General features: G+C 69.9%; 16 protein-coding genes. 9 read left to right on the top strand and 7 right to left on the bottom strand.

Translation table 11 applies throughout. The features are described from left to right. Positions 1 to 363: 363 nt before the first annotated feature. Both WME76_RS35765 and WME76_RS35760 read right to left on the bottom strand, forming a co-directional pair. Positions 364 to 1,476: a hypothetical protein gene (locus tag WME76_RS35765; RefSeq protein WP_437956669.1), complete on the bottom strand. Its 1,113-nt coding sequence runs from the start codon at positions 1,474 to 1,476 to the stop codon at positions 364 to 366. A gap of 29 nt (positions 1,477 to 1,505) precedes the next feature. Next, positions 1,506 to 2,156 carry a hypothetical protein gene (locus tag WME76_RS35760; RefSeq protein ID WP_437956668.1) on the bottom strand — a complete coding sequence of 217 codons (651 nt, stop codon included), beginning with the start codon at positions 2,154 to 2,156 and terminating at the stop codon, positions 1,506 to 1,508. 511 nt (positions 2,157 to 2,667) lie between these two features. Here WME76_RS35760 and WME76_RS35755 point away from each other — a divergent pair. The 9 genes from WME76_RS35755 to WME76_RS35715 all read left to right on the top strand — a co-directional run bounded on the left by WME76_RS35755 (position 2,668) and on the right by WME76_RS35715 (position 14,630). After that, positions 2,668 to 2,946, top strand: a complete 279-nt coding sequence (locus WME76_RS35755) for a hypothetical protein (protein WP_437956667.1) — start codon at positions 2,668 to 2,670, stop codon at positions 2,944 to 2,946. Between the two features lie 199 nt (positions 2,947 to 3,145). Next, on the top strand, positions 3,146 to 5,518 hold the full coding sequence (locus WME76_RS35750; RefSeq protein ID WP_437956666.1) for a 3-hydroxyacyl-CoA dehydrogenase/enoyl-CoA hydratase family protein: 2,373 nt from the start codon (positions 3,146 to 3,148) through the stop codon (positions 5,516 to 5,518). Positions 5,519 to 5,527: 9 nt separating this feature from the next. Continuing rightward, complete coding sequence (locus WME76_RS35745; protein ID WP_437956665.1) at positions 5,528 to 6,709, top strand: thiolase family protein; 1,182 nt, start codon at positions 5,528 to 5,530, stop codon at positions 6,707 to 6,709. Between the two features lie 98 nt (positions 6,710 to 6,807). Then, positions 6,808 to 7,065: a BolA/IbaG family iron-sulfur metabolism protein gene (locus WME76_RS35740; protein WP_061613513.1), complete on the top strand. Its 258-nt coding sequence runs from the start codon at positions 6,808 to 6,810 to the stop codon at positions 7,063 to 7,065. Positions 7,066 to 7,262: 197 nt separating this feature from the next. After that, positions 7,263 to 9,341, top strand: coding sequence for an OmpA family protein (locus WME76_RS35735; protein WP_437956664.1), 2,079 nt, complete (start codon positions 7,263 to 7,265; stop codon positions 9,339 to 9,341). Positions 9,342 to 9,435: 94 nt separating this feature from the next. After that, complete coding sequence (locus tag WME76_RS35730; protein ID WP_437956663.1) at positions 9,436 to 9,933, top strand: hypothetical protein; 498 nt, start codon at positions 9,436 to 9,438, stop codon at positions 9,931 to 9,933. Between the two features lie 85 nt (positions 9,934 to 10,018). After that, entirely contained in the window at positions 10,019 to 11,824 is a 1,806-nt protein-coding gene (locus WME76_RS35725) for an acyl-CoA mutase large subunit family protein (RefSeq protein WP_437956662.1), read from the top strand. Between the two features lie 274 nt (positions 11,825 to 12,098). Further along, on the top strand, positions 12,099 to 13,838 hold the full coding sequence (locus tag WME76_RS35720) for an ABC transporter substrate-binding protein (RefSeq protein ID WP_437956661.1): 1,740 nt from the start codon (positions 12,099 to 12,101) through the stop codon (positions 13,836 to 13,838). A 144-nt stretch (positions 13,839 to 13,982) separates the two neighbouring features. Then, positions 13,983 to 14,630 carry a hypothetical protein gene (locus tag WME76_RS35715; protein WP_437956660.1) on the top strand — a complete coding sequence of 216 codons (648 nt, stop codon included), beginning with the start codon at positions 13,983 to 13,985 and terminating at the stop codon, positions 14,628 to 14,630. 62 nt (positions 14,631 to 14,692) lie between these two features. On the opposite strand, the gene WME76_RS35710 is transcribed toward WME76_RS35715, so the two are convergent. The 5 genes from WME76_RS35710 to WME76_RS35690 form a co-directional block, all read right to left on the bottom strand. Beyond that, the gene (locus WME76_RS35710; protein WP_437956659.1) at positions 14,693 to 15,796 is read right to left on the bottom strand and encodes a cellulose binding domain-containing protein; all 1,104 of its coding nucleotides are present in this window, start codon (positions 15,794 to 15,796) and stop codon (positions 14,693 to 14,695) included. Between the two features lie 201 nt (positions 15,797 to 15,997). Then, entirely contained in the window at positions 15,998 to 16,210 is a 213-nt protein-coding gene (locus tag WME76_RS35705; protein WP_437956658.1) for a hypothetical protein, read from the bottom strand. 297 nt (positions 16,211 to 16,507) lie between these two features. Next, positions 16,508 to 17,215: a hypothetical protein gene (locus tag WME76_RS35700; RefSeq protein ID WP_437956657.1), complete on the bottom strand. Its 708-nt coding sequence runs from the start codon at positions 17,213 to 17,215 to the stop codon at positions 16,508 to 16,510. A gap of 906 nt (positions 17,216 to 18,121) precedes the next feature. Beyond that, positions 18,122 to 19,351, bottom strand: a complete 1,230-nt coding sequence (locus WME76_RS35695; protein WP_437956656.1) for an AAA family ATPase — start codon at positions 19,349 to 19,351, stop codon at positions 18,122 to 18,124. Between the two features lie 66 nt (positions 19,352 to 19,417). Continuing rightward, positions 19,418 to 20,350, bottom strand: a complete 933-nt coding sequence (locus WME76_RS35690) for an FKBP-type peptidyl-prolyl cis-trans isomerase (RefSeq protein ID WP_437956655.1) — start codon at positions 20,348 to 20,350, stop codon at positions 19,418 to 19,420. Positions 20,351 to 20,454 lie beyond the last annotated feature (104 nt).

The raw sequence follows: 20,454 nt of genomic DNA, 5'->3' as shown, positions 1-20,454 counted from the left end.
AGGCGGCGGGGAGGCTCCGGGAGGCGGCGGGGAGGCTCCGGGCGGTGTCGCGAAAGCTTCGCGCGGGGTCTGGAAGCTTCGCGTGCGCTCCGGAAGCTTCGCGCGCGGGTCGGAAGGTCAAATTCTCCGGGAAATTCGTCCCCTGGCGCACGCCGGAAGGCGCCGGAGGCGCGGCGGACGCCGCCAAGTACGCGAAATCTCGTGCTCTGGAGCGCGCGGGAAGCTTCCGGAGCGCGCGCGAAGCTTCAGGACCGCGCGCGAAGGTCTTGGGCGCGCGCGGGAAGCTTCCGGAGCACCCCGGGAGCTGGAGTTCGTGTGTAGGAGCACTCGAAATCGGAGCTCGTGCTCAGGCGCGCCGAGAAGTCAGCCGTCTCTGAATGATGACCACGTGCTCGGTGGAACATCGCCTGCAAGTGCCTCTCGCGCGGCGCGGACGGCCGCGAGCCAGTGCGTCTTCGCTGGATCGCTGTCCCACCGCGGGGCCTCCCGATAGAGCGAGTCCCAGTATTCGCGCGCTGCCGCCTCGGCGGTCGCAAGCTCGCTCTCGCCTTCGGGCGCATCCTCGACGGCATCCACGAAAGCACGCCAGGGGTCCGAGGCGAAGTAGGTCAATTTCGGCCATGGTGGAGCGGGCTGCCCGTCGAAGAGCCCATCGCTGCTCCGGAGATAGCCTTCATAGGCGCGCTGAGCCACGGCGCTTCGCCGGCGACCGTTGACCTCGTTCATGCAGGCGTGGCGGTAAGATTCGGCCCATTCGCGGTCCTCCTCCGGCACGTCGTCTCGCCAGGCGCCCGCATAGAGATCGCGCAGCTCCTGCTGGAGCGCCGCCAACTCCTTGGGATCGTTGCAGTGAAGCCACGCGTCCCAGAGGGCTCGGTTCCGCGCCGCGCTCGGTCCGGGGAGCGGGGGCAGCGAAGACGGCCAGAACCGCGGAGCTTCCAGCCTCGGGGGGATGGGTCTCGTCATGGAGCTCGGGTGCCCATGGCGCCCGCGCCGAAACCCCCTCTGGAAGGCGCGGAGCGCCGCGGGCCGGTCGACCTCGGGGGCGCCGTCGGCCGACAGCGCCCGCCAGAGCGACGTCCGGTCGAGGCGCGTTGCCGGATCACCCGTCGCGCCCTCGCCCTCGCCCGCGACCCTCTGCCCGAAGTCCACGACGAAGGTAAAGAACGCGCTCTTGACGGCTTCGAGCAGCATCGGCCACGGTGGAGCTGGCTCCTTGTCGAACCTGCCCGGGAGGTCCTGGCGAGAGCCCGCGTTCGACCTCGGGCGGATGGCATCGGGCCGCGACTCGTCGACCCACCTCCTGAATTTCTCGCGATGCGCCACGGCCCATGCGCGGTCCGCCTCGGGCAGGTCGTCGTGCCATGCCTCGGCGCACAGCCTGCCCAGGATCTCGAGGTCCATGTGCCGGCCCAAGGCGTCCTGGGGCGAAAAGAGGTGATTCCCCGTGCCCGCCTCGACGAGATTGCGCCGCATGAGGTATCTCATGCGCGACGTCCGGAGCTTCATCGATGATCCCCTGGTTCACCGCCCGTCGGATTGGTGGGTTGCTCGCCCGGAAGGTCCGTCGGCCGAGGCGGGCATCCCCAGCCGGGTCCCGCGCCGAGCGGGCAGAGGAGCGGGACGAGCTCGGGGAAAGCCCATCCCGGAGGCGGCGCGGGGAGCCCGATCAGCCAGTCTATCAGCTCATCTGGCGTCATCCCTCTGGGGCTCGTCAGGTCGGACGGTACCTTCTCCGGCTCGTAGCGGGGATCCCAGACGAACCTGCACTCGACGTGCGTCACGCCCGGTACCTGCTCCTCGTGCAGGATCTTGAGCTTCATGGCCGCATTGCCCCGGCCTTGCAATTCGCCGGCACACATCGTGTAGATCACGGCGATATCTCCTCCTCCAAGGAGGCAGTCGATCAAGTCAGCGACGGTGTACGGCGGCTCCTGGTCGTTCCAGCCGCTCCACGTGCCCCCCGCCTTCAACCGGCACTGGAGCTTGCCCACCTGATCGTCGGGGTCCTTGTAGAGCTTCAACCACCTCAGCGCGTTGGTGTTCATGACCACCTTATCCCAGTACGACAGCGTGTCGGGCGGCAGCGCCGCGATCCGTTCTCTCAGCTCGTCGCGATCGCCGGGATCCATGATCGAGCAGCCGAAGGCGAGCACGACGGCCGCAGCTACCGCCCACATCCTCAGGAAGCGAGCCATGCGAGGGTGATCTCATGGGGGGCGGTGAGCATCAAAGCACAGTCCCCGGGCCGCGCCTTCCTGAGGCGCGCATGCAGGCGTCGCTCGGACGTATCCGCTCCGTTCGCAGTGGATGTTCCGTGTCCACGAAGCACCCGTGAATCGCCACGCCACAAGCTTCATTCGCCGCTCGCCGGGAAGCCTGCTCCGGCATCTTCCCGTCCCGACGTACACGTCGGTGTGACCGACGCGGACGAACTCGACGTGTTCGCGTCGGCGCCGTCCACGTCCGGCGCTCCACGCACGCCGCCGCACGCACAGCCCCCGACGAATGTCAAGTCTCCCACGCCCACGCGGACCGGGCCGTCGCAGTGGATGAGGCCCGTCCGGCACTGCCGCGCCGCCCGCCGGGACTCTCGCCGAGCGACACATGGTAGCGTGAGCCGCGCCAGCACCACGCCGTGCGGCCATCCCCGTCCTCGAGGAGACCATGAAGCGAGAAAAGCGACTGACCAAGCGCGAGCGGAAGGCGCTCGCACCGGCGCGCCCGGCGGCGCAGCAGCACGAGCACAAGCACATCCACTGCGTCGCCTGCGGCAAACACCTCGATGCGGTGGAGTTCGGGGCGCAAGGGACGGCGACGTGGCTCCAGTGCCTGCACCGGTCGCGCTTCGCATCCTGCACCGTATGCGTCGACATATCGAAGCGCCTCCTGGCCGAGCACGACCGCACCGGGCAGCCGGTGCAGTCCGCTCAGGCATGGCACTGAGAACGGAGCCACAGGCCGCGAGCCCCACCAGCCCCGCCTGAGCACGCTCGCACCACGGCGCACACGGGCGGACGATCAGGACAGATCGTCAGCGCACCTCCTTCGCGCGCTCACCCCCAAGGCCGTCCACCCCGGATACGCTTGCGCTCGGCGCCCTTCGCGCCAATGGTTTGCGCCCCATTCATCTCGGAGGATCTGCATGACGAAACCAATCCGCCGCGCGGGCGTCATCGGCGCGGGCGTCATGGGCAGCGGCATCGCCGCCCACTTCGCGAACGCCGGCATCGAGGTCTTGCTCCTCGATATCGTGCCCCCGAACCTCAGCGAGGCCGAGCGGCAGGACCCGGCCGCCCGGAGCCGGTTCGCCGCGGGCGGGCTCGAGAAGGCCCTCAAGGCCAGGCCCGCCGCGTTCTTCCACCCGTCGCACGCCCGCCTCGTGCGCACCGGCAACACGGAAGATCACTTCGCCGAGCTCGCGCAGTGCGACCTCGTCATCGAGGCCATCATCGAGAAGATGGAGCCGAAGCGCGCCCTCTTCGCGCGGCTCGAGCAGGTCATGCGGCCGGACGCGATCGCGGCGTCGAACACCTCCGGGCTGCGCATCGAGGAGATGATGCAGGGGCGCTCCGAGGACTTCCGCAAGCGATTCCTCGTCATGCACTTCTTCAACCCCGTCCGGTACATGAAGCTCCTCGAGCTCGTCACCGGCCCCGACACCGATCCGGCCGTGGTCGCGCGCGTGCGGAGGTTCGGCGAGGACGTGCTCGGCAAGGGCATCGTCTTCGGGAAGGACACCCCGAACTTCGTCGGCAACCGCATCGGCACCCACGCGATGCTCACGGCCATCCACCTCATGATCGAGGAGGGGCTCGCGCCGGAGGACGTCGACGCCATCACCGGCGTCGCCATGGCCCACCCGAAGAGCGCGAGCTTCAGGACAGGCGATATCGTCGGGCTCGACACCTTCGCCCACGTCGCCGAGAACTGCTACGCGTCGCTCGATCGCGACGAGGACCGCGAGGTCTTCAAGCTGCCCTCGTACATCCGGAGCATGATCGAGGCGAAGCTCCTCGGCGACAAGACCAAGGGCGGCTTCTACCGCAAGACCAAGGACGGGCTCGAGACGCTCGATCCCGCGAAGCTCACGTACCGCCCGCACGGCGGCGACGAGGCGATCAAGAAGGCCACGAGGTCGTGCGAGAAGATCGAGGACCCGGCCGCGCGCGTGAAGAAGCTCGCCGGCGACCCGGGCAAGGCCGGGCAGTTCGCCTGGAAGGTGCTCTCCCGCTCGCTCGCGTACACCGCGCGGCGGATCGGCGAGATCACCGACAGCATCGTGGCCGTCGATGACGCCATGCGCTGGGGGTACAACTGGGAGCTCGGGCCGTTCCAGACCTGGGACGCGCTCGGCTTCGCCGAGACCGTCGAGCGCATGCAGAAGGACGGCATCAAGCTGCCCGAGTCGATCCTGCGCATGAAGCAGAGCGGCGCGACCTCGTTCTACCGCCAGGACGGCGCGGTGTTCGACCTGCTCAAGGGGGAGTACGTCGCCCGCCAGCTCGATCCGCGGAACGTCACGCTGGCCGGCGCGCGTCGCGGCGTGAAGGCGGTGCTCGCCAACGACGGCGCGGAGGCGTGGGACCTCGGCGACGGGGTGCTCGGCGTCACCTTCAAGACGAAGGCGAACAGCCTCGATCCGGACTCGATCGGGATGCTCACGCTCGCCGCCGAGAAGGCCGAGCAGGACTTCCGCGCGCTCGTGGTCTTCAACCAGGGCGAGCACTTCTGCGTCGGCGCCAACCTGTTCCTGGTGGCGATGGCCGCGGGGAACAAGGACTGGGACGCGATCCGCAAGATGGTGAAGGCGTACCAGGACGCGACGCAGCGGCTGAAGTACGCGAGCGTCCCCGTCGTGGCCGCGCCCTACGGGATGACCCTGGGCGGCGGGCTCGAGCTCTGCTTCGCCTGCGACGCGGTGCAGGCCGCGGCCGAGACGTACGCGGGGCTCGTCGAGGTCGGCGTCGGGCTGATCCCGGGCGGCGCGGGGACGCTCAACATGCTCTGGCGCGCGTTCGAGGGCATCCCGGAGGGCGTGCCGGTGAACTCGTACGACCTCGTGACGCAGGTCTTCAAGAACATCGCCCTCGCCAAGGTCGCGACGAGCGCCGACGAGGCGAAGGCGCTCGGCTTCTTCCGCAAGACCGACGGCGTCTCGTTCGATCGGGCGCGCCAGCTGTACGAGGTGAAGGCGCGCGCGGTCGGGATGGCCGAGGCCGGGTACCACGCGCCCGTGCCGCGCGCCTACAAGCTGCCGGGCGAGAGCGGGATCGCGACGCTGCAGATGATGATCGACACGCTCGTCGCCGGCGGCCACGCCAGCGAGCACGACGCGAAGATCGCGCGCAAGCTCGCCGAGGTGCTCTGCGGCGGCGCCGGGGGCGGGGCGCGCGAGGTGACCGAGGACGAGATCCTCGAGCTCGAGCGCGAGGCGTTCGTCAGCCTGTGCGGTGAGCCCAAGAGCGCCGAGCGAATGCAGTACATGCTGATGAACAACAAGCCCCTCCGGAACTAGGTGAACGCCATGGTCGACGTCGTAATTGCAGAGGCCGTCCGCTCGGCCGTTGGCCGGGCCCACAAAGGGTCGCTCGCGCTGAAGCGCCCCGACGAGCTCGCGGGCGAGGTCGTCGCCGCGCTGCTCCAGCGCGTCCCCCAGGTGAAGCCGGAGGACATCGAGGACCTCGTCCTCGGCTGCGCCATGCCGGAAGGCGAGCAGGGGCTCAACGTCGCGCGCGTCGTGTCGCTCCTCGGCGGGATGCCGCAGGAGAGCTCCGCGATCACCATCAACCGCTTCTGCTCGAGCGGGCTCCAGGCGATCGCGAACGCGGCGGGGAGCATCGCGATGGGCTCGGTCGACATCGCCGTCGCCGGCGGCGTCGAGTCGATGAGCATGGTCCCGATGACCGGCAACAAGCTGAGCGCGTCGCCGGAGGCGATGGAGCGGTGTCCGACGGTGTACACGCCGATGGGCATCACCGCGGAGAACGTGGCGAACCGGTTCCAGGTGAGCCGCGCCGACCAGGACGCGTTCGCGCTGAAGAGCCACCAGAAGGCGGCGGCGGCGCGCGCGGCGGGGCGGTTCGAGGACGAGATCGTCACCGTGAAGGGGGTGCGCTACGAGAACGGCAAGCGCGCGACCTTCGACTTCCGCACCGATGAGCTGATCCGCAAGGAGACGACCGCGGAGGCGCTCGCCGGGCTGAAGCCGTCGTTCGCGGCGAAGGGGAGCGTCACCCCGGGCAACAGCTCGCCGCTGTCGGACGGCGCCGCCGCCGCGCTCGTGATGAGCAAGGCGAAGGCGGACGCGCTCGGCGTGAAGCCGCTCGGGTTCTTCAGGTCGTTCGTGACCGTCGGCGTCGACCCGGCGATCATGGGCATCGGCCCGGTGCCCGCGGTGAAGAAGCTGCTCGCGAGGACGGGGCTGAAGATGGCCGACATCGACGTCTTCGAGGTCAACGAGGCGTTCGCGTCGCAGGCCGTCTACGTGCAGCGGGCGCTCGAGATCCCCGAGGAGAAGCTCAACGTGAACGGCGGCGCGATCGCGCTCGGCCACCCGCTCGGGTGCACCGGCGCGAAGCTCACCGCGACCGCCCTCTACGAGCTGCGCCGCCGCGGCGGCCGGTACGCCATCGTCACGATGTGCATCGGCGGCGGCATGGGCGCCGCCGGCCTGGTCGAGCTGGCCGGCGCGGCCTCGCGCGCCTGATCCCCCGCCGCGGATCCTCCCCGCTGCGCGCCCCGCCGCGAGCCCGAGCCCCGCGCTCCGGCTTTCCTGCGGCGGGGCGATGGCCTATAGATCGCCCCATGTCCATCCACCTGACCACCTTCCAGGGGTCGATCCCCGAGGCCTTGAAGCGGGCCATCGAAGAGAAGATCGAGGGTTCTACCGCCGAGGTGACGGGCGGCGGAGGGCACTTCAACCTCGTCGTGACCTCGCCGGTGTTCGCCGGCAAGAGCATGCTGGAGAGCCAGCGGCTGGTCTACGGGGCCATCGCCCACCTCATGGCCGGCGATCAGGCCCCCGTTCACGCCATCGACAGCCTGAAGACGCGCACTCCCTGAGCGCGGCGCGCCCGCCGCGAGACGGGCCCGCCTCGCCGCGCGTGGACATTTCTGGTCCAGGTATCCCCCGCCCACGCGGCCGCGGAGACCTCGCGCCGTCTGTTTGACACCGGAATTCGCGCGGTGGTACGTGGCGGCCAGCGCCTGATCCAGGCGCGCTTGCCCGATCGCGACCTCACGAACCCGAGGACCTTGCCATGATGCCTCGTTCCCCGTTGCTCCCCGCCGCTCCGCCGCCGGGCGGCCCCGCTGCGCCAGACGACCGGCGCGCGCTGCCCGCCCACGGTCGCCCCAGCCGCCTCGGCGTCGGGCTGCTCTCCATGTTGCTCGGCGCGGCGATCACTGCCGCGGCGCCGGACGCCGCCGCGCAGGACGCCGGCAGGGACAGGACGCGCACGGGCAACGGCGCCAACGGCGACGGCATGGACCTGCACCTGTTCCGGCCGGCGATCGACTCCAAAGGTCTCTTCTCGGTCAACGGGGCAGACATCCTCGGCGCCAACGACATCAGCCTGGGGCTCGTGCTCGATTACGGGCACAACATCATGCCGCTCAACGAGAACGCCCGAGGGACGGGGGTGATGCTGAATCACGCCTTCCAGGGGACGTTCCAGTTCGATTACGGCATCGCCAACTTCCTCGTCGTCGGGCTGTCGGTGCCGGTGGTGCTCAACGGCGCGAAGGCGGTCGACGACATCGGCCCAGGGCCCGGCGCCAACTACAACGACGACGCGCTCGACGCCCAGACGCTCGGCAACCTGGCGATCCACGCCAAGGTCCGCCTGCTCCGCCCCGATCAGGACGTGATCGGGCTCGCGCTGATCGCGCAGGGCGGCGTCGGCGTGGGCGGGAGCGAGGACTTCGCGTCGGACCCGGGCTTCTTCTTCTGGCCGCAGATCGTGCTGGAGAAGCGGCTCGGCATCACCAACCCGTTCCGGATCGCGCTGAACGCCGGGTACCGCGGCCACACCGGGAAGAACCCCGCGTTCGGCCTCCGCCAGGACGGCCTGACCTTCCAGCTCAAGGAAGGAGACTTCGAGTACTCCGACCTGCTCACCGGCGGGTTCGGGATGAGCTACCGCGTCCTCACGCCGCTCGACCTCGTGGCCGAGACGTACCTCACGCAGCAGGTCGGCGGCGGCGACAGCAGCCGGCAGAAGCTGTCGGCCGAGGCGATCGGGGGCATCAAGCTCTTCATCGAGCGGAACAGCTTCCTCATGCTGGGCGCGGGCGTCGGGTACACGCCCGGGTTCCAGGCGGCGGAGCAGCGCGCGACCCTCGGGTTCGTCTTCGAGCCGTCGATCGGCGATCGCGACGGCGACGGCATCAAGGACGATCAGGACGACTGCCCCGACGAGCCGGAGGACTACGACGGCTTCCAGGACACCAAGGCGGACTCGCCCCCCGGGAAGTACGGCTGCCCGGATCCGGACAACGACGAGGACGGCATCCTCGACGTCGACGATCGCTGCCCGAACAACCCCGAGGACCGCGACGGCGACGAGGACGACGACGGCTGCCCGGAGGGGAGCGACGGCGACCGCGACGGCGACGGCATCCTCGACTCGCGCGACAAGTGCCCGGACGACCCGGAGGACCGCGACGGCTTCCAGGACAAGGACGGCTGCCCGGACCCCGACAACGACAAGGACGGGATCCCCGACAAGTCCGATCAGTGCCCGAACGACCCGGAGGACAAGGACGACTTCGAGGACGAGGACGGCTGCCCGGACCCCGACAACGACAGGGACGGCATCCCGGACGTGGCCGACAAGTGCCCGAACGATCCGGAGACGTTCAACGGCCTCGAGGACGAGGACGGGTGCCCGGACAAGGGCAGTGTCGTGATCGAGGAGAACAACATCGTCATCCTCGAGAAGATCCAGTTCGCGACCGGCAGCGCCGAGATCCTCCCGGAGTCGTTCGGCATCGTGCAGGCGGTCGCCGAGACGCTCAAGCACCACCCGGAGTTCACGATGATCGAGGTGCAGGGGCACGCCGACGAGCGCTCGGCCGACGCGTACAACCTCAAGCTGACCCAGTCCCGGGCCGACGCCGTCGTGGCGGCGCTCGTGCAGCGCGGGGTCAACCGGAGCGCGGTGCGCGCCATGGGCTACGGCGAGTACTGCCCCCTCGACCCGGCCCACAACGCGCCGGCCTGGGAGAAGAACCGGCGCGTCGAGTTCAAGGTCGTGCGGACCGACAAGGGGCCGACCAACGTGGAGCTCGGCTGCGCCCTGGCCCGCTCCAAGGGCGTCGTCCCGCCGCCGCCCTGAGCGGAGCCGGCCGCGCGCGGCTGGTCGCGCCGCCGCGCCGCGCGCAAGGCCGCCGATCTGGACAGGACAGGTCGGCCCGGGAGAGAGTGACACCATGAAGGCCCGCGCCTGGATCCCCGCCGCCGCAGCGACGCTCGCCGCGGCGGCGAGCAGCGGTTGCATCGACACCGACGCCGCCGTGTTCGTCGACCCGGCCATCGCCGCGCCCGAGGCGACCGTCTCCGCGGGCGCGCTCGGGGCGAACCTCGAGGCGCGCTTCACGCTGGAGCTCCACCTCGGCCCGCGGGCGAGCGGCCCCAGCCGCGTCGCGGTCCGCACCTTCGAGATCGCGAGCGCCGATCAGAAGACCTCGATCGTCGCGCCGCTCCCCGTCGAGACCGCGACGTCGCTGCCTGTCGAGGTCGCCCCGGGCAGCGACGTCACCGTGGCGTTCACCGTCGACACCAGCGCCGGGGGCGGGACGCTCCGGGACGACGCCGCGGCGGCGCTCTGCGCCGCGGAGGGGATCCGGATCACGGGCGTGATCGAGGACTCGCTGGAAGACGGGGCGACGCCGGTCGCCTCCGAGGTGTTCCACGCGCGCTGCCCGTGACGCGGCGCGCGCGCCCGGCGCCGCCCCGCCGGCGCCCCCGGCGATGAGCGGCGCCACCGCGCGCGCGCCGCGCTAGATAGAGTCCATGGCGTACGAAGAGCGCACCTCCCCCCAGGAGACCGAAGCGGACCGCGCGTCCGGGTCCCCGGCTCCCGCCGACGAGAGCAGCGCCGACGCGCTTCGTTACACGAACGGCGGCGGCGGCGAGGGCCTCGGGCTCGACGAGGGCGGGCTCGCCGCGCTCCGGCGCGCCGTGGCCGCGTGGCGCGAGGGCCCGGTCGCCGAGGCGTCGGCGCGCTTCCCGCCGCGCAGCGAGCGCTTCACGACCTGGAGCGGCGTCGACGTGCCCGACCTCGCGACGCCGGCCGACGCGCGGGTCGACCACGCGGCGGATCTCGGGCTGCCCGGGGAGTACCCGTTCACGCGGGGCGTCCAGCCGACGATGTACCGCGGCAAGCTGTGGACGATGCGGATGTTCGCCGGCTTCGGCACCCCGGAGCAGACGAACGCGCGGTTCAAATACCTGCTCGCCGAGGGGCAAACAGGCCTGTCCACCGCCTTCGATTTCCCGACCCTCATGGGGTACGACTCCGACTCTCCGCGGTCGCTCGGCGAGGTGGGGATGTGCGGTGTCGCGGTCGACACGCTCCGCGACATGGAGGTGCTCTTCGACGGCATCCCGCTCGACCAGGTGACGACGTCGATGACCATCAACGGCCCGGCCGTCGTGCTGCTCGCGTTCTATATCGCGCTCGCCGACAAGCGCGGGATCCCGCGCAAGCGGATCGGCGGCACCGTGCAGAACGACTGCCTGAAGGAGTTCATCGCCCAGCACGCCTGGCTCGTCCCGCCGCGCCCGGCGATGCGCATCGTGACGGACATGATCGAGTTCTGCGCGCGCGAGGTGCCGCGGTGGAACTCGGTGTCGATCAGCGGCTACCACATCCGCGAGGCCGGCTCGACGGCCGCGCAGGAGCTCGCGTTCACGCTGGCGGACGGGCTCGCCTACGTCGAGAGCTGCATCGAGCGCGGCCTCGACGTCGACTCCTTCGCGCCGCGCCTCTCGTTCTTCTTCGACCTCCACAACGACTTCTTCGAGGAGATCGCGAAGCTCCGCGCCGCGCGCCGCATGTGGGCGCGGTTCCTCAAGGAGCGTTACGGCGCGAAGAAGGCCGAGAGCATGAAGCTGCGGACGCACGCGCAGACCGCCGGCGTCTCGCTGACGGCGCAGCAGCCCTACAACAACGTGGTCCGCGTCTCGCTCCAGGCGCTCGCCGGCGTGCTCGGCGGCACCCAGTCGCTCCACACGAACTCTCTCGACGAGACCTACGCGCTCCCGACCGAGGAGAGCGTGACCATCGCGCTCCGGACGCAGCAGATCATCGCCCACGAGAGCGGGGTGGCGAACACGATCGATCCGCTCGGGGGGAGCTACTACGTCGAGTGGTTGACCGACCGCCTGGAGCAGGAGGCGCTCGCGTACATCCAGCGGATCGACGAGATGGGCGGGATGGTGCCCGCCATCGAGAAGGGGTATCCGCAGCGCGAGATCGCCGCCTCGGCCTACCGGTTCCAGCGAGAGCTGGAGTCGAACGAGCGGATCATGGTGGGCGTCAACCGCTATGCCGCGGCGGGCGAGAAGACGATCCCCCTCCTCCGCATCGACGAGGAGGTGCAGCGCGTGCAATGCGAGAACCTGGCCCGGGTCAAGGCCCGACGCGACAAGGACCGGGTGCGAAGCGCGCTGTCCGAGGTGCGAAGCTGCGCGCGCGGCCGCGACAACCTCATGCCCTCCATCATCGCGGCGGCCAGCGTGTACGCGACCGAGCAGGAGATCTGTGACGTGCTGCGCGACGTCATGGGGACTTACAGCGACCCGGCAGAATTCTGATCCTGCGAGCCGTCCCTGGGGACGCCCGCGCCCGCGGGCGCATCCGATCAGGTCACGGACCGCACAGCGGGCCCAGGAACCCCCCTCAATTCGTCAGGTTGACACTTCTCTACCTCGGCCGGTAGAGTGCGCCGGCGTCAGGTTGCCGCAGTCGCGGCTCATCCGTGGCGCCGCCGTACGGTCTGCTGTTGTCGCTGCGCTGCGGCGCTGCGTGCTGTCGGTCGAGTGAGAGGATCGTCGCTGGCGACCGAGATCGCCGCGAGGGAGCAAGCTTATGAAGAGTCGATCCATGTCGCGCCGCTATTTTGCCCTGTCGGCGCTCCTTCTGTCCGTCGGCGCCACGGCGGCCTGTGGCAACAAGGAAGGCGAGAACGCCAACAAGGAGCCGGGGGCCACGGCTCCGGCCGGGACCGGGACGGCGCAGGCGGGCGGGGCCAAGAGCGGCGGCGCGAAGTTCGTCACCATCTCCCGGGAGCAGCAGGCCTCCTGGGTGCGCAACTTCAACCCGCTGCTCGGCGAGGGGGCCGTGCGCTTCCCCACCGTGGCGGGCATCTACGAGCCCATGATCGTGTACAACACGATGAAGGGCGAGTTCGTGCCGTGGCTCGCCACGAAGTACGAGTGGAGCGACGCGAACAAGAAGCTCACCTTCACGACCCGCACCGATGTCAAGTGGTCTGACGGACAACCCTTCTCGGCGAAGGACGTCGCGTTCACGTTCGGCCTCCTCAAGAAGTTCCCGGCGCTCGATCAGACGGGCGTGTGGAAGTTCGTCGAGACGGTCGAGGCCAAGAACGACACCACCGTCGAGTTCGCCTTCAAGGAGGCGTTCGTCCCCGGCCTCCACTACATCGGCCACCAGCCGATCGTGCCCGAGCACAAGTGGAAGGACGTCGCCGACCCGGTCACGTTCACGAACGAGAACCCCGTCGCGACGGGCCCCTTCACCGAGGTGAAGACGTTCCAGAACCAGATCTACGAGCTCGGCAAGAACCCGAACTACTGGCAGAAGGGCAAGCCGGCGGTCGAGGGGCTGCGCTTCCCGGCGTACCCGGGCAACGACCAGGCGAACCTGGCGCTCATCAACGGCGAGGTCGACTGGGCCGGCAACTTCGTCCCCGACATCGACAAGACCTACGTCGCCAAGGACCCGCAGAACAACCATTACTGGTTCCCGCTCGTCGGCGGCACCGTGACGCTCTACCCGAACGCCACGAAGAAGCCGTTCAACGACATCAAGCTGCGCAAGGCCATCAGCATGGCCATCGACCGGGCCCAGATCGCGAAGATCGCGGTCAACGGCTACACGGTCGGCGCGGACGGGACCGGGCTCGACGACGCCTACGCGCGCTGGCGCAACGAGAAGGCGGTCGCGGCCGGCGACTGGACGACCTACGACGTGGCCAAGGCGAACGCCCTCCTCGACGAGGCCGGCTACGCCAAGGGTGCGGACGGGATCCGCGCGAAGGACGGCAAGCCGCTGAAGTTCGACATCAACGTCGTGACCGGCTGGTCCGACTGGGTGCGCGCGGTCCAGATCACCACGCAGAGCCTGAAGGCCGTCGGCATCGAGGCCACGCTGAAGACGTACGACTTCAGCGCGTTCTTCGAGGCGCTCCAGAAGGGCACGTTCGACATGTCGATGGGCTGGACCAACACCGAGCCCACGCCGTTCAACTTCTACCGCGATCTCATGGCCCCGGAGTTCGTGAAGCCCGTCGGCGAGGTCTCGAACCGCAACTGGCACCGCTTCGCCGCCAAGGAGGCCGAGCCGCTGTTCAAGCAGTTCCAGGCCGCGACGGATGCGGCCGAGCAGAAGCGCATCGTCGACGAGCTGCAGATGATCTACGCGCAGCAGGTGCCGGTCATCCCGCTGTTCAAGAACCCCTCCTGGGGCGAGTACAGCACGAAGCGCTTCGTCGGGTGGCCCAGCAAGGAGAACCCGTACGCGAAGCTCTCGCCGAACAACTCGCCGGACTACCTCCTCGTCCTGACCGAGATCAAGCCGAAGTGACGCTCTCCGCGCGGCGCGCCGGGTAGCCGGCGCGCTGCGCGCGTGTCTCACCGTCGCTTCTCTCTCCTCTCCGCGCCTTCGGCGCCTTCCCCGTCTCAGCACAAACCTTGGCCGCTGGCGGCGCCGGTGCGAAGATCGCGCCGTATGCTCCGCTCGGGCGTCCAGATCGCACGGTTCGCTGCGCTCCTCTCCGGGGTCGTCCTCGCCGCCTGCGGCGGCAACCAGCACGCGGGCGCCGCCGCGTTCTGGGAGGGCGACACCGTCGAACCCTCCAGGCCGCAGGAGCAGGAAGGCGCGAAGCCGAAGGCGCCGCGGCGGGCGTTCGGCACGCCCGACGACTACGGCGGCGCCTCCGCCATGCCGCAGGAGCGGGGGGCCGCGTCGTGGGTCGGCGTGCGGCACGATCTCGCGCTCGCGAGCGCCGCGTCGCCGAAGGAGCGCTGCAGCTGCCTGGCCGTGGAGGTGGCGGAGGCCCGCGATCCGAGGTTCCAGTGGGCGGCCGGCGCCCCGGAGACCGGCGCCGACACGCTCGCCGTCGCCCTGAGCGCGCGCGGCGTCTCCTGCCCAGGCGGCCCCGCCGACGAGGAGCGCCGGCGGCCGTCGATCTCGGCGGTCGATCAGGAGGGGAACGACATCGTCATCGAGGTCGAGGAGCTGCCGCCTGGACGGCCGATCGCGACGGGCGCCGTGATCCCGAGGCCGGCCCCGGGCGGGGCGATCTACGTGAAGGCGCGGAGCGCGGCGGTGCCTTACGCGCGCGCCGCCGGGGGCGCGCGCTGCAAGGTCTACTGAGCCGGTCGGGGCTCAGCGGGCGGGGAGCGCCCGCGCAGAAGGTCCACTGAGCCGGTCGGGGCTCAGTCGGCGGGAGCGCCCGCGCAGATCCAGTCGGTGATCGTCTTGAGGTCGGCCGCGGGCAGCGGCGAGCCCGGGGGCATGGCGATCTCGTCGGGGTCGCACAGGTCGACGTCGTTCAGCTTGTTCATGAGGTAGCTGCTGCTCGGCATGAACGGCACGACGAGCGCGTGCTCGCCGGAGCACGAGTTGGCGCCCTGATTGACGAGCGCGCCGACCGCCGCGGCCTTGTGGAGGTCGAGCCCGCCGGCCGGTGTGGTGTCGCTGCCGTGGCAGAACGAGTTCGCGCAGCTCCGCTCGAGGATCGGCCACACCTGGGCGAAGGTCGCGGTGTCCGGGCCGCAGGCGGGATCGCCCGGAGGCGCGCCGCCTTCGCCGCCCGCGCCGGTGGTGGTGGTGCCGCCGCCCTCGCCGCCCGCGCCGGCGGAGGTGGTCGTGGCGGTGGTGGAGCCGCCGCCCTCGCCGCCCGCGCCGGCGGAGGTGGTCGTGGCGGTGGTGGAGCCGCCGCCCTCGCCGCCCGCGCCGACGGAGGTCGTCGTCGTGGTTGTGGTGGAGCCGCCGCCCTCGCCGCCCGCGCCGACGGAGGTCGTCGTCGTGGTTGTGGAGGTGGTGGAGCCGCCGCCCTCGCCGCCCGCGCCGGCGGAGGTGGTTGTGGAGGTGGTGGAGCCGCCGCCCTCGCCGCCCGCGCCGGCGGAGGTGGTCGTGGCGGTGGTGGAGCCGCCGCCTTCGCCGCCCGCGCCCACGCTGCTGCTCGTGGAGGTGCTCGAGCTGGTGGTGATCGAGCCTCCGCTGCCCGCGACCGACACGATCGAAGGCCTTCCGCTGCCGCTCCCGCAGAACCCCCACGTCGTGGAGCGGCCAGGGTCCAGCTCGGCGTTCCAGTTCATGTTGGCGGCGGTGAACTGCCCGTCCGCGCGGGTGATGTTCGCGACCCACCCGTGGTCCAGCGTCGAGCCGTTGAGCCCGACGACCATGCTCCAGCCGGTGGTCCGGCTGGCGCTCCTGTTCGTGACCGTCACGCTCGCGCAGTATCCGCTTCCCCAGTCCGACGGGAGCGTGAGCAAGGCCTCCATCGTGCCGTCCGCGCTGAGCAATGCGGAGCGCAAGGAGTCGCCTTCCTCGTTGCCAGAGGTCCCAGGGCTGCAGGCGAGCAGAAAGCATGCGAAAGAAGCGGAGAGGCTGCCAAGTAAGCGAGTGGTGCGCATCAAGTTTCTCCAGGTCAGTTCGGCGGAGTCGCAGGTTCTGCTCAAGATGAATAAGTGAATCAGCTCGCCTGCGATCTCTGCCGCTTCATTGGTTTGAGTTCGTCATTCCCGGCCAGCGTTCGGTTGATCACGTCGGTGCCGCCAATTGGCGCTGGCACCGTCGATGAGGATCGTGTTGAGAACGGCCGTGTCCGCCGATCGATGTTGGCGTGATTGATGCTCCGCACATTCTGTGCCGGCCGCAACCCTGGCGATGATGTCGTTATCAGTGCCATCGCGCGTACAGGCGCCTGTGCGCGCGATGGCACCGATCATGAAATCATGAAATAACGCTGGAGCGGCTCGGGCGCGTCTCTTGGATCCCAGGGGAGCTCCCCGGTAATGCGTCCCCGGAGCTCGTCTCTGGTCCCGTGATGATTCCGTGATGGCGAGGACTATGAAGCACCGAGCAACAGAGGTCACAGAATTTTGTTGTTGAGCCCGGCTGTTTCCTCTGTGCTTCGGTGGTTTCTTCTCCCATGAACCAGGGACGAGCCTGGGCGACGCGGCGATAGCCATCCTTCGACGCGCTTCAGAGGGTCGCGTCGCTGCTGATGTCGAGTCGATACGAGCTCACTCGGCGGGAGCGCCCGCGCAGATCCAGTCGGTGATCGTCTTCAGCTCGGCGTCTGACAGCGACCCGCCCGGGGGCATCTTGATCTCGTCGGGGTCGCACAGGTCGACGTCCTTCAGCTTGTTCAGGAGGTAGCTGCTGCTCGGCATGAAGGGCACGACGAGCGCGTGCTCGCTGGAGCAGGAGCTGGCGTCCTGGTTGACGAGCTCGCCGAACGCCGCGCCGTCGCGCAGGTCGAGCCCGGCGGACGGTGCGGTGGGACTGCCGTGGCAGTACTGGTTCGCGCAGTTCGCCAGGATCGGCTTCACCTGGGCGAAGGTCGCCGTGTCCGGTCCGCAGGCCGGATCGGCCGGAGGCGCGCCGCCGCCCGTGCCGCCGCCGCCCGTGCCCCCAGCGCCGCCGGTACCGGCGGTGGTGCTGCCGCCGCCGGTGCCGCCTGCGTCGCCGCCGCCGGTGCCGGCATCGCCGCCCGCGCCGCCGCCGCCCACGCCGCTGCCCGCGTCCGCGCCGCCGGTGCCGGCGGTGGTGCTGCCGCTGGTGCCGGCGCTGCTGCTGCTCTGGCTGGAGCTGCTGTCGCTGCCGGTGGTGCTGGCGGCGTCGCCGCCGCCGGTGCTGGCGGCGTCGCCGCCGCCGGTGCCGAAGTTGTCGTTGACGTAGTCCTCGATGGCGTCAACGTTGCAGGCCGCCGCCGATAAGCCGATGGCCATGCAAAAGACCAGTCGAAGCGAAGTGTTGTAGTAAAGCAAGGTACCTCTTCAAGGTGTTGGCCGCGCGACGTTCGCCGCGCAGGCGGTTCACGGAGAGATAGAAAGCATGGTCGCGCACACGATGCAATGCGTGATGACAGGCAAGCTGGTCACTTTATGCGTGGTATCACTGCAATGCAATGATATCGTTGGAATATGGTGTGCTCTATGGCGCCCAATTTCGGTGCGCAGATGGGGGTTGCTGTCGGATGTCCGGAGATGCCCCGCATCGTGGTGGAATGGATAAAATGCCAGTCTGATCCGAACTCCGACTCCTCGAGAGCGTGCCCGAGCGACAGCATCTCACGCATGCAGGAATGGGCTATCCAGCAACGATCTCAGGACTTTCCTTCCTCGCTCCGAAAACTCGTGACGTCCTGACATGATTTTTCCGGGATCGCCGTCCCAGGCACGGTCCGGGCCAGGTTCTGCATGACGTAACTCGTTGACATGCGGCACGAACCATTCGAGCCTCGCAGGGCGAACGATACACCACTGCAATATTCCGGGTAGACTCGACCGATCGGGCCGCAGCTCGTCGCACAGAGCCACCGCGCACTCGCAGATCGCACCCGATGCCGCGTCCCACGGTAGGCCCGCGGAGAGGGTGTTCGCCGCGCGGGGTGGGGGATGGGCCGATGTCTGAGGCTGAGACAATGAGCCTCCGGCGCAGCCGGAGGCTCATTGTCTCAGCCGAGTTCGGCGGGGCCCCCACCCCGCGCGGCGAACACCCTCTCCGCGGGCCGGGCGTCTCGGAAGTCCCGGCTCTGTCGGAGGCTCATTGTCTCAGCCGAGTTCGGCGGGGCCCCCACCCCGCGCGGCGAACACCCTCTCCGCGGGCCGGGCGTCTCGGAAGCTGCCCGCGAGCTAACCCGCGAGCGCCTTCGACGAGAGCAGCTCTCCCGGATCCCGCTCTGCCATCTCCGCGAAGCGCGGCAGCTCGCCCAGCCGCCGCGCCGTGGTGGCGGAGGTCTCGGCGTCGCGCTCGAACGCGATCGCGCGGCTCAGCCCCTGCTTGGACACCCCCCTGAGCAGCGCCGGCGAGTGCGTCGTCGCCACGATCTGGCAGACCGACGGCCGCGCCGCCCCCTCCAGGAGCTGCGCCAGCACGCCGGCGCGCTCGGGGTGCAGGCCGGCGTCCGGGTCCTCCACGAGGAGCAGCGAGCCCTCGGGCGCCGTGAGCACGCCGGCGATCTTGCCGAGCACCCGCAGCGCGCCGTCCGGCAGGCTCGGCGCCGGGATGCGGGCGCCCCCCTGCTCGACGAGCACCATCATGACGTCGCCGAGGCCCGTCTCCGCGAACTCGATGTCGCTGATCTCCGGCGCGAGGATCGATCGCGCCCAGCCGAGCACGTCGGCCTTGTGATCGGCCTCCTGGCAGAGCCACCGGAGCACCGCGGAGAGGTTCTGCCCGCCGGCGCCGAGGTTCTCGATCTCGTGCGGGACATAGCCCCTCATGCGCGAAGGATCGATGTCGATGGACAGCGTGCTCCGCATCGCGACCTGGAGCGCGTTGCAGAGCGCGATGACGTCCGCGAGGCTCACGTCGTCGGCGCGCCCGCGGTGGTGCTCGATCTGGCCGAGCAGGCTGCGCCGCGCGGGGTTGCGGTCCATCGAGGCGATCCGCATCGAGCGGCCCTTCTTCGACGCCGCCTTCAGCGCGCTGCCCGCGGCGAACCCCTCCAGCCCCCGCAGCGCCGATGCCGTCGTGTCGAAGAGCAGCCCCCCGGCCGACCTCGCCTCGAGCGACTCGTGCTCCACGATCACGTCAGGCTCGACCTGACACGTGATCTTGTGTGTGAGCTCCTCCTTCCCGATCGCCCATCGGCTCTCGATGGTGAACGATTTGGCGCCCCTGTGCGTGGCCCCCTGCGTGCCGCCGCGCAGTCCCGGCCAGATCTCGCGCCTGCCGTCGACGCGGCCGCGGAAGATGTCGCACAAGGGGAGATCGAGCCCGACACCCTGCAAGAAGCGCAGGGCGTCGAGGAAATTGCTCTTGCCGGAGCCGTTCGCCCCGACCAGCAGCGTGAAGGGGGAGAGCTCCACCGTTTGATCGGCGAAGCTCTTGAAGTTCTTGAGTCGAATGGATGTCAGCATGCCTGGCCGCCCGCAGCCGTCCATGTAGCCAGGCGGTCGGCCGGATGTAAAGCGCCGGCCGACGGGTCAGCGAAAGTCGATGAGGTCGATGTCGAACACCAGCATGCCGGACGGGGCGCCGGGGCGCGTCGGCTTCTCGCCGTATGCGAGCTCGGCGGGGATCCAGAAGCGCGCCTTCTCGCCTTTCACCATGAGCTGTACGCCCTCCGTCCACCCCTTGATCACGCCGCCCACCGGGAAGGTGGCCGGCTCGTCGCGCACGATGGAGCTGTCGAACATCTTCCCGTCCGTCGTCCACCCCGTGTAGTGCACCGTGACGCGGCTCGTCGGCTTCGGGTGCTCCGTGCCTGTGCCCTTCTGGAGCACCTGGTAGGCGAGCCCCGAGGCCGTCTTCTTCGCGCCCTTCGGCGGCGCCTTCACGTCCTTGGGCACCGGCGGGGGCTTCGGCGCGGGCGCGAAGTCGAGCAGCTCGACGTCGAACACCAGCATGCCGGCCGGGGCGCCCGGGCGCGTGGGCCGGTCGCCGTAGGCGAGGCTCCCGGGGATCCAGAGACGGCGCTTCTCACCCTTGCTCATGAGCTGGAGCGCCTCCGTCCAGCCCTTGATCACGCCGCTCACGCCGAAGGTCGCCGGCTCGCCGCGGAGGACGGAGCTGTCGAACATCTTCCCGTCCGTCGTCCACCCCGAGTAGTGGACCGTCACCTTGTCGTCCGGGCCGGGGTGCGCCTGGTCCTTGCCCGGCGCCAGCACCTTGAACGCCAGGCCCGACGCCGTCTTCTGCGCGTCGGCGGGCGGCGCGGCGACGTCCGGCGGCGCGGGCAAGCCGGCGGGCTCTGCGGGCGCCTCTCGCGCCGTCGGCTCGGCGGTGGGCGCCGCCGGCGTCGCCGGCTGGGCCGAGGCGGGCGGCGGGGACTCGGCGGTCGGCTGCGAGCTGGACTTCTGGTCGCAGGCCGCGAGAGGGAGGGTGAGCATCGCGAGGAGGAGGGCGCAGCGCTTCATGGGCGGCTTCATAGCTCGTCTGCCGTCGAGAGCCGGTATTTTTGGCGAGGTGCACGCCACATCACGATCCGTCCGTCGGTCGCGGATCCGGGGCGGCGGTCGGC

It is taken from the genome of Sorangium sp. So ce119, assembly GCF_051524405.1.
GTDB lineage: Bacteria > Myxococcota_A > Polyangia > Polyangiales > Polyangiaceae > Sorangium > Sorangium cellulosum_G.
Note: the sequence above shows the minus strand (reverse complement) of the source record. Positions and strands in the feature narration are given on the sequence as shown.

What these genes read in the sequence shown, in the direction of transcription:
- WME76_RS35715 (WP_437956660.1), top strand. Translation starts at nt 13,983, where the DNA reads ATGCTCCGCTCGGGCGTCCAGATCGCACGGTTCGCTGCGCTCCTCTCC.
- WME76_RS35700 (WP_437956657.1), bottom strand. Translation starts at nt 17,215, where the DNA reads ATGGCCATCGGCTTATCGGCGGCGGCCTGCAACGTTGACGCCATCGAG.
- WME76_RS35735 (WP_437956664.1), top strand. Translation starts at nt 7,263, where the DNA reads ATGATGCCTCGTTCCCCGTTGCTCCCCGCCGCTCCGCCGCCGGGCGGC.
- WME76_RS35755 (WP_437956667.1), top strand. Translation starts at nt 2,668, where the DNA reads ATGAAGCGAGAAAAGCGACTGACCAAGCGCGAGCGGAAGGCGCTCGCA.
- WME76_RS35690 (WP_437956655.1), bottom strand. Translation starts at nt 20,350, where the DNA reads ATGAAGCGCTGCGCCCTCCTCCTCGCGATGCTCACCCTCCCTCTCGCG.
- WME76_RS35705 (WP_437956658.1), bottom strand. Translation starts at nt 16,210, where the DNA reads ATGATCGGTGCCATCGCGCGCACAGGCGCCTGTACGCGCGATGGCACT.
- WME76_RS35745 (WP_437956665.1), top strand. Translation starts at nt 5,528, where the DNA reads ATGGTCGACGTCGTAATTGCAGAGGCCGTCCGCTCGGCCGTTGGCCGG.
- WME76_RS35750 (WP_437956666.1), top strand. Translation starts at nt 3,146, where the DNA reads ATGACGAAACCAATCCGCCGCGCGGGCGTCATCGGCGCGGGCGTCATG.
- WME76_RS35720 (WP_437956661.1), top strand. Translation starts at nt 12,099, where the DNA reads ATGAAGAGTCGATCCATGTCGCGCCGCTATTTTGCCCTGTCGGCGCTC.
- WME76_RS35725 (WP_437956662.1), top strand. Translation starts at nt 10,019, where the DNA reads ATGGCGTACGAAGAGCGCACCTCCCCCCAGGAGACCGAAGCGGACCGC.
- WME76_RS35730 (WP_437956663.1), top strand. Translation starts at nt 9,436, where the DNA reads ATGAAGGCCCGCGCCTGGATCCCCGCCGCCGCAGCGACGCTCGCCGCG.
- WME76_RS35695 (WP_437956656.1), bottom strand. Translation starts at nt 19,351, where the DNA reads ATGCTGACATCCATTCGACTCAAGAACTTCAAGAGCTTCGCCGATCAA.
- WME76_RS35740 (WP_061613513.1), top strand. Translation starts at nt 6,808, where the DNA reads ATGTCCATCCACCTGACCACCTTCCAGGGGTCGATCCCCGAGGCCTTG.
- WME76_RS35765 (WP_437956669.1), bottom strand. Translation starts at nt 1,476, where the DNA reads ATGCGGCGCAATCTCGTCGAGGCGGGCACGGGGAATCACCTCTTTTCG.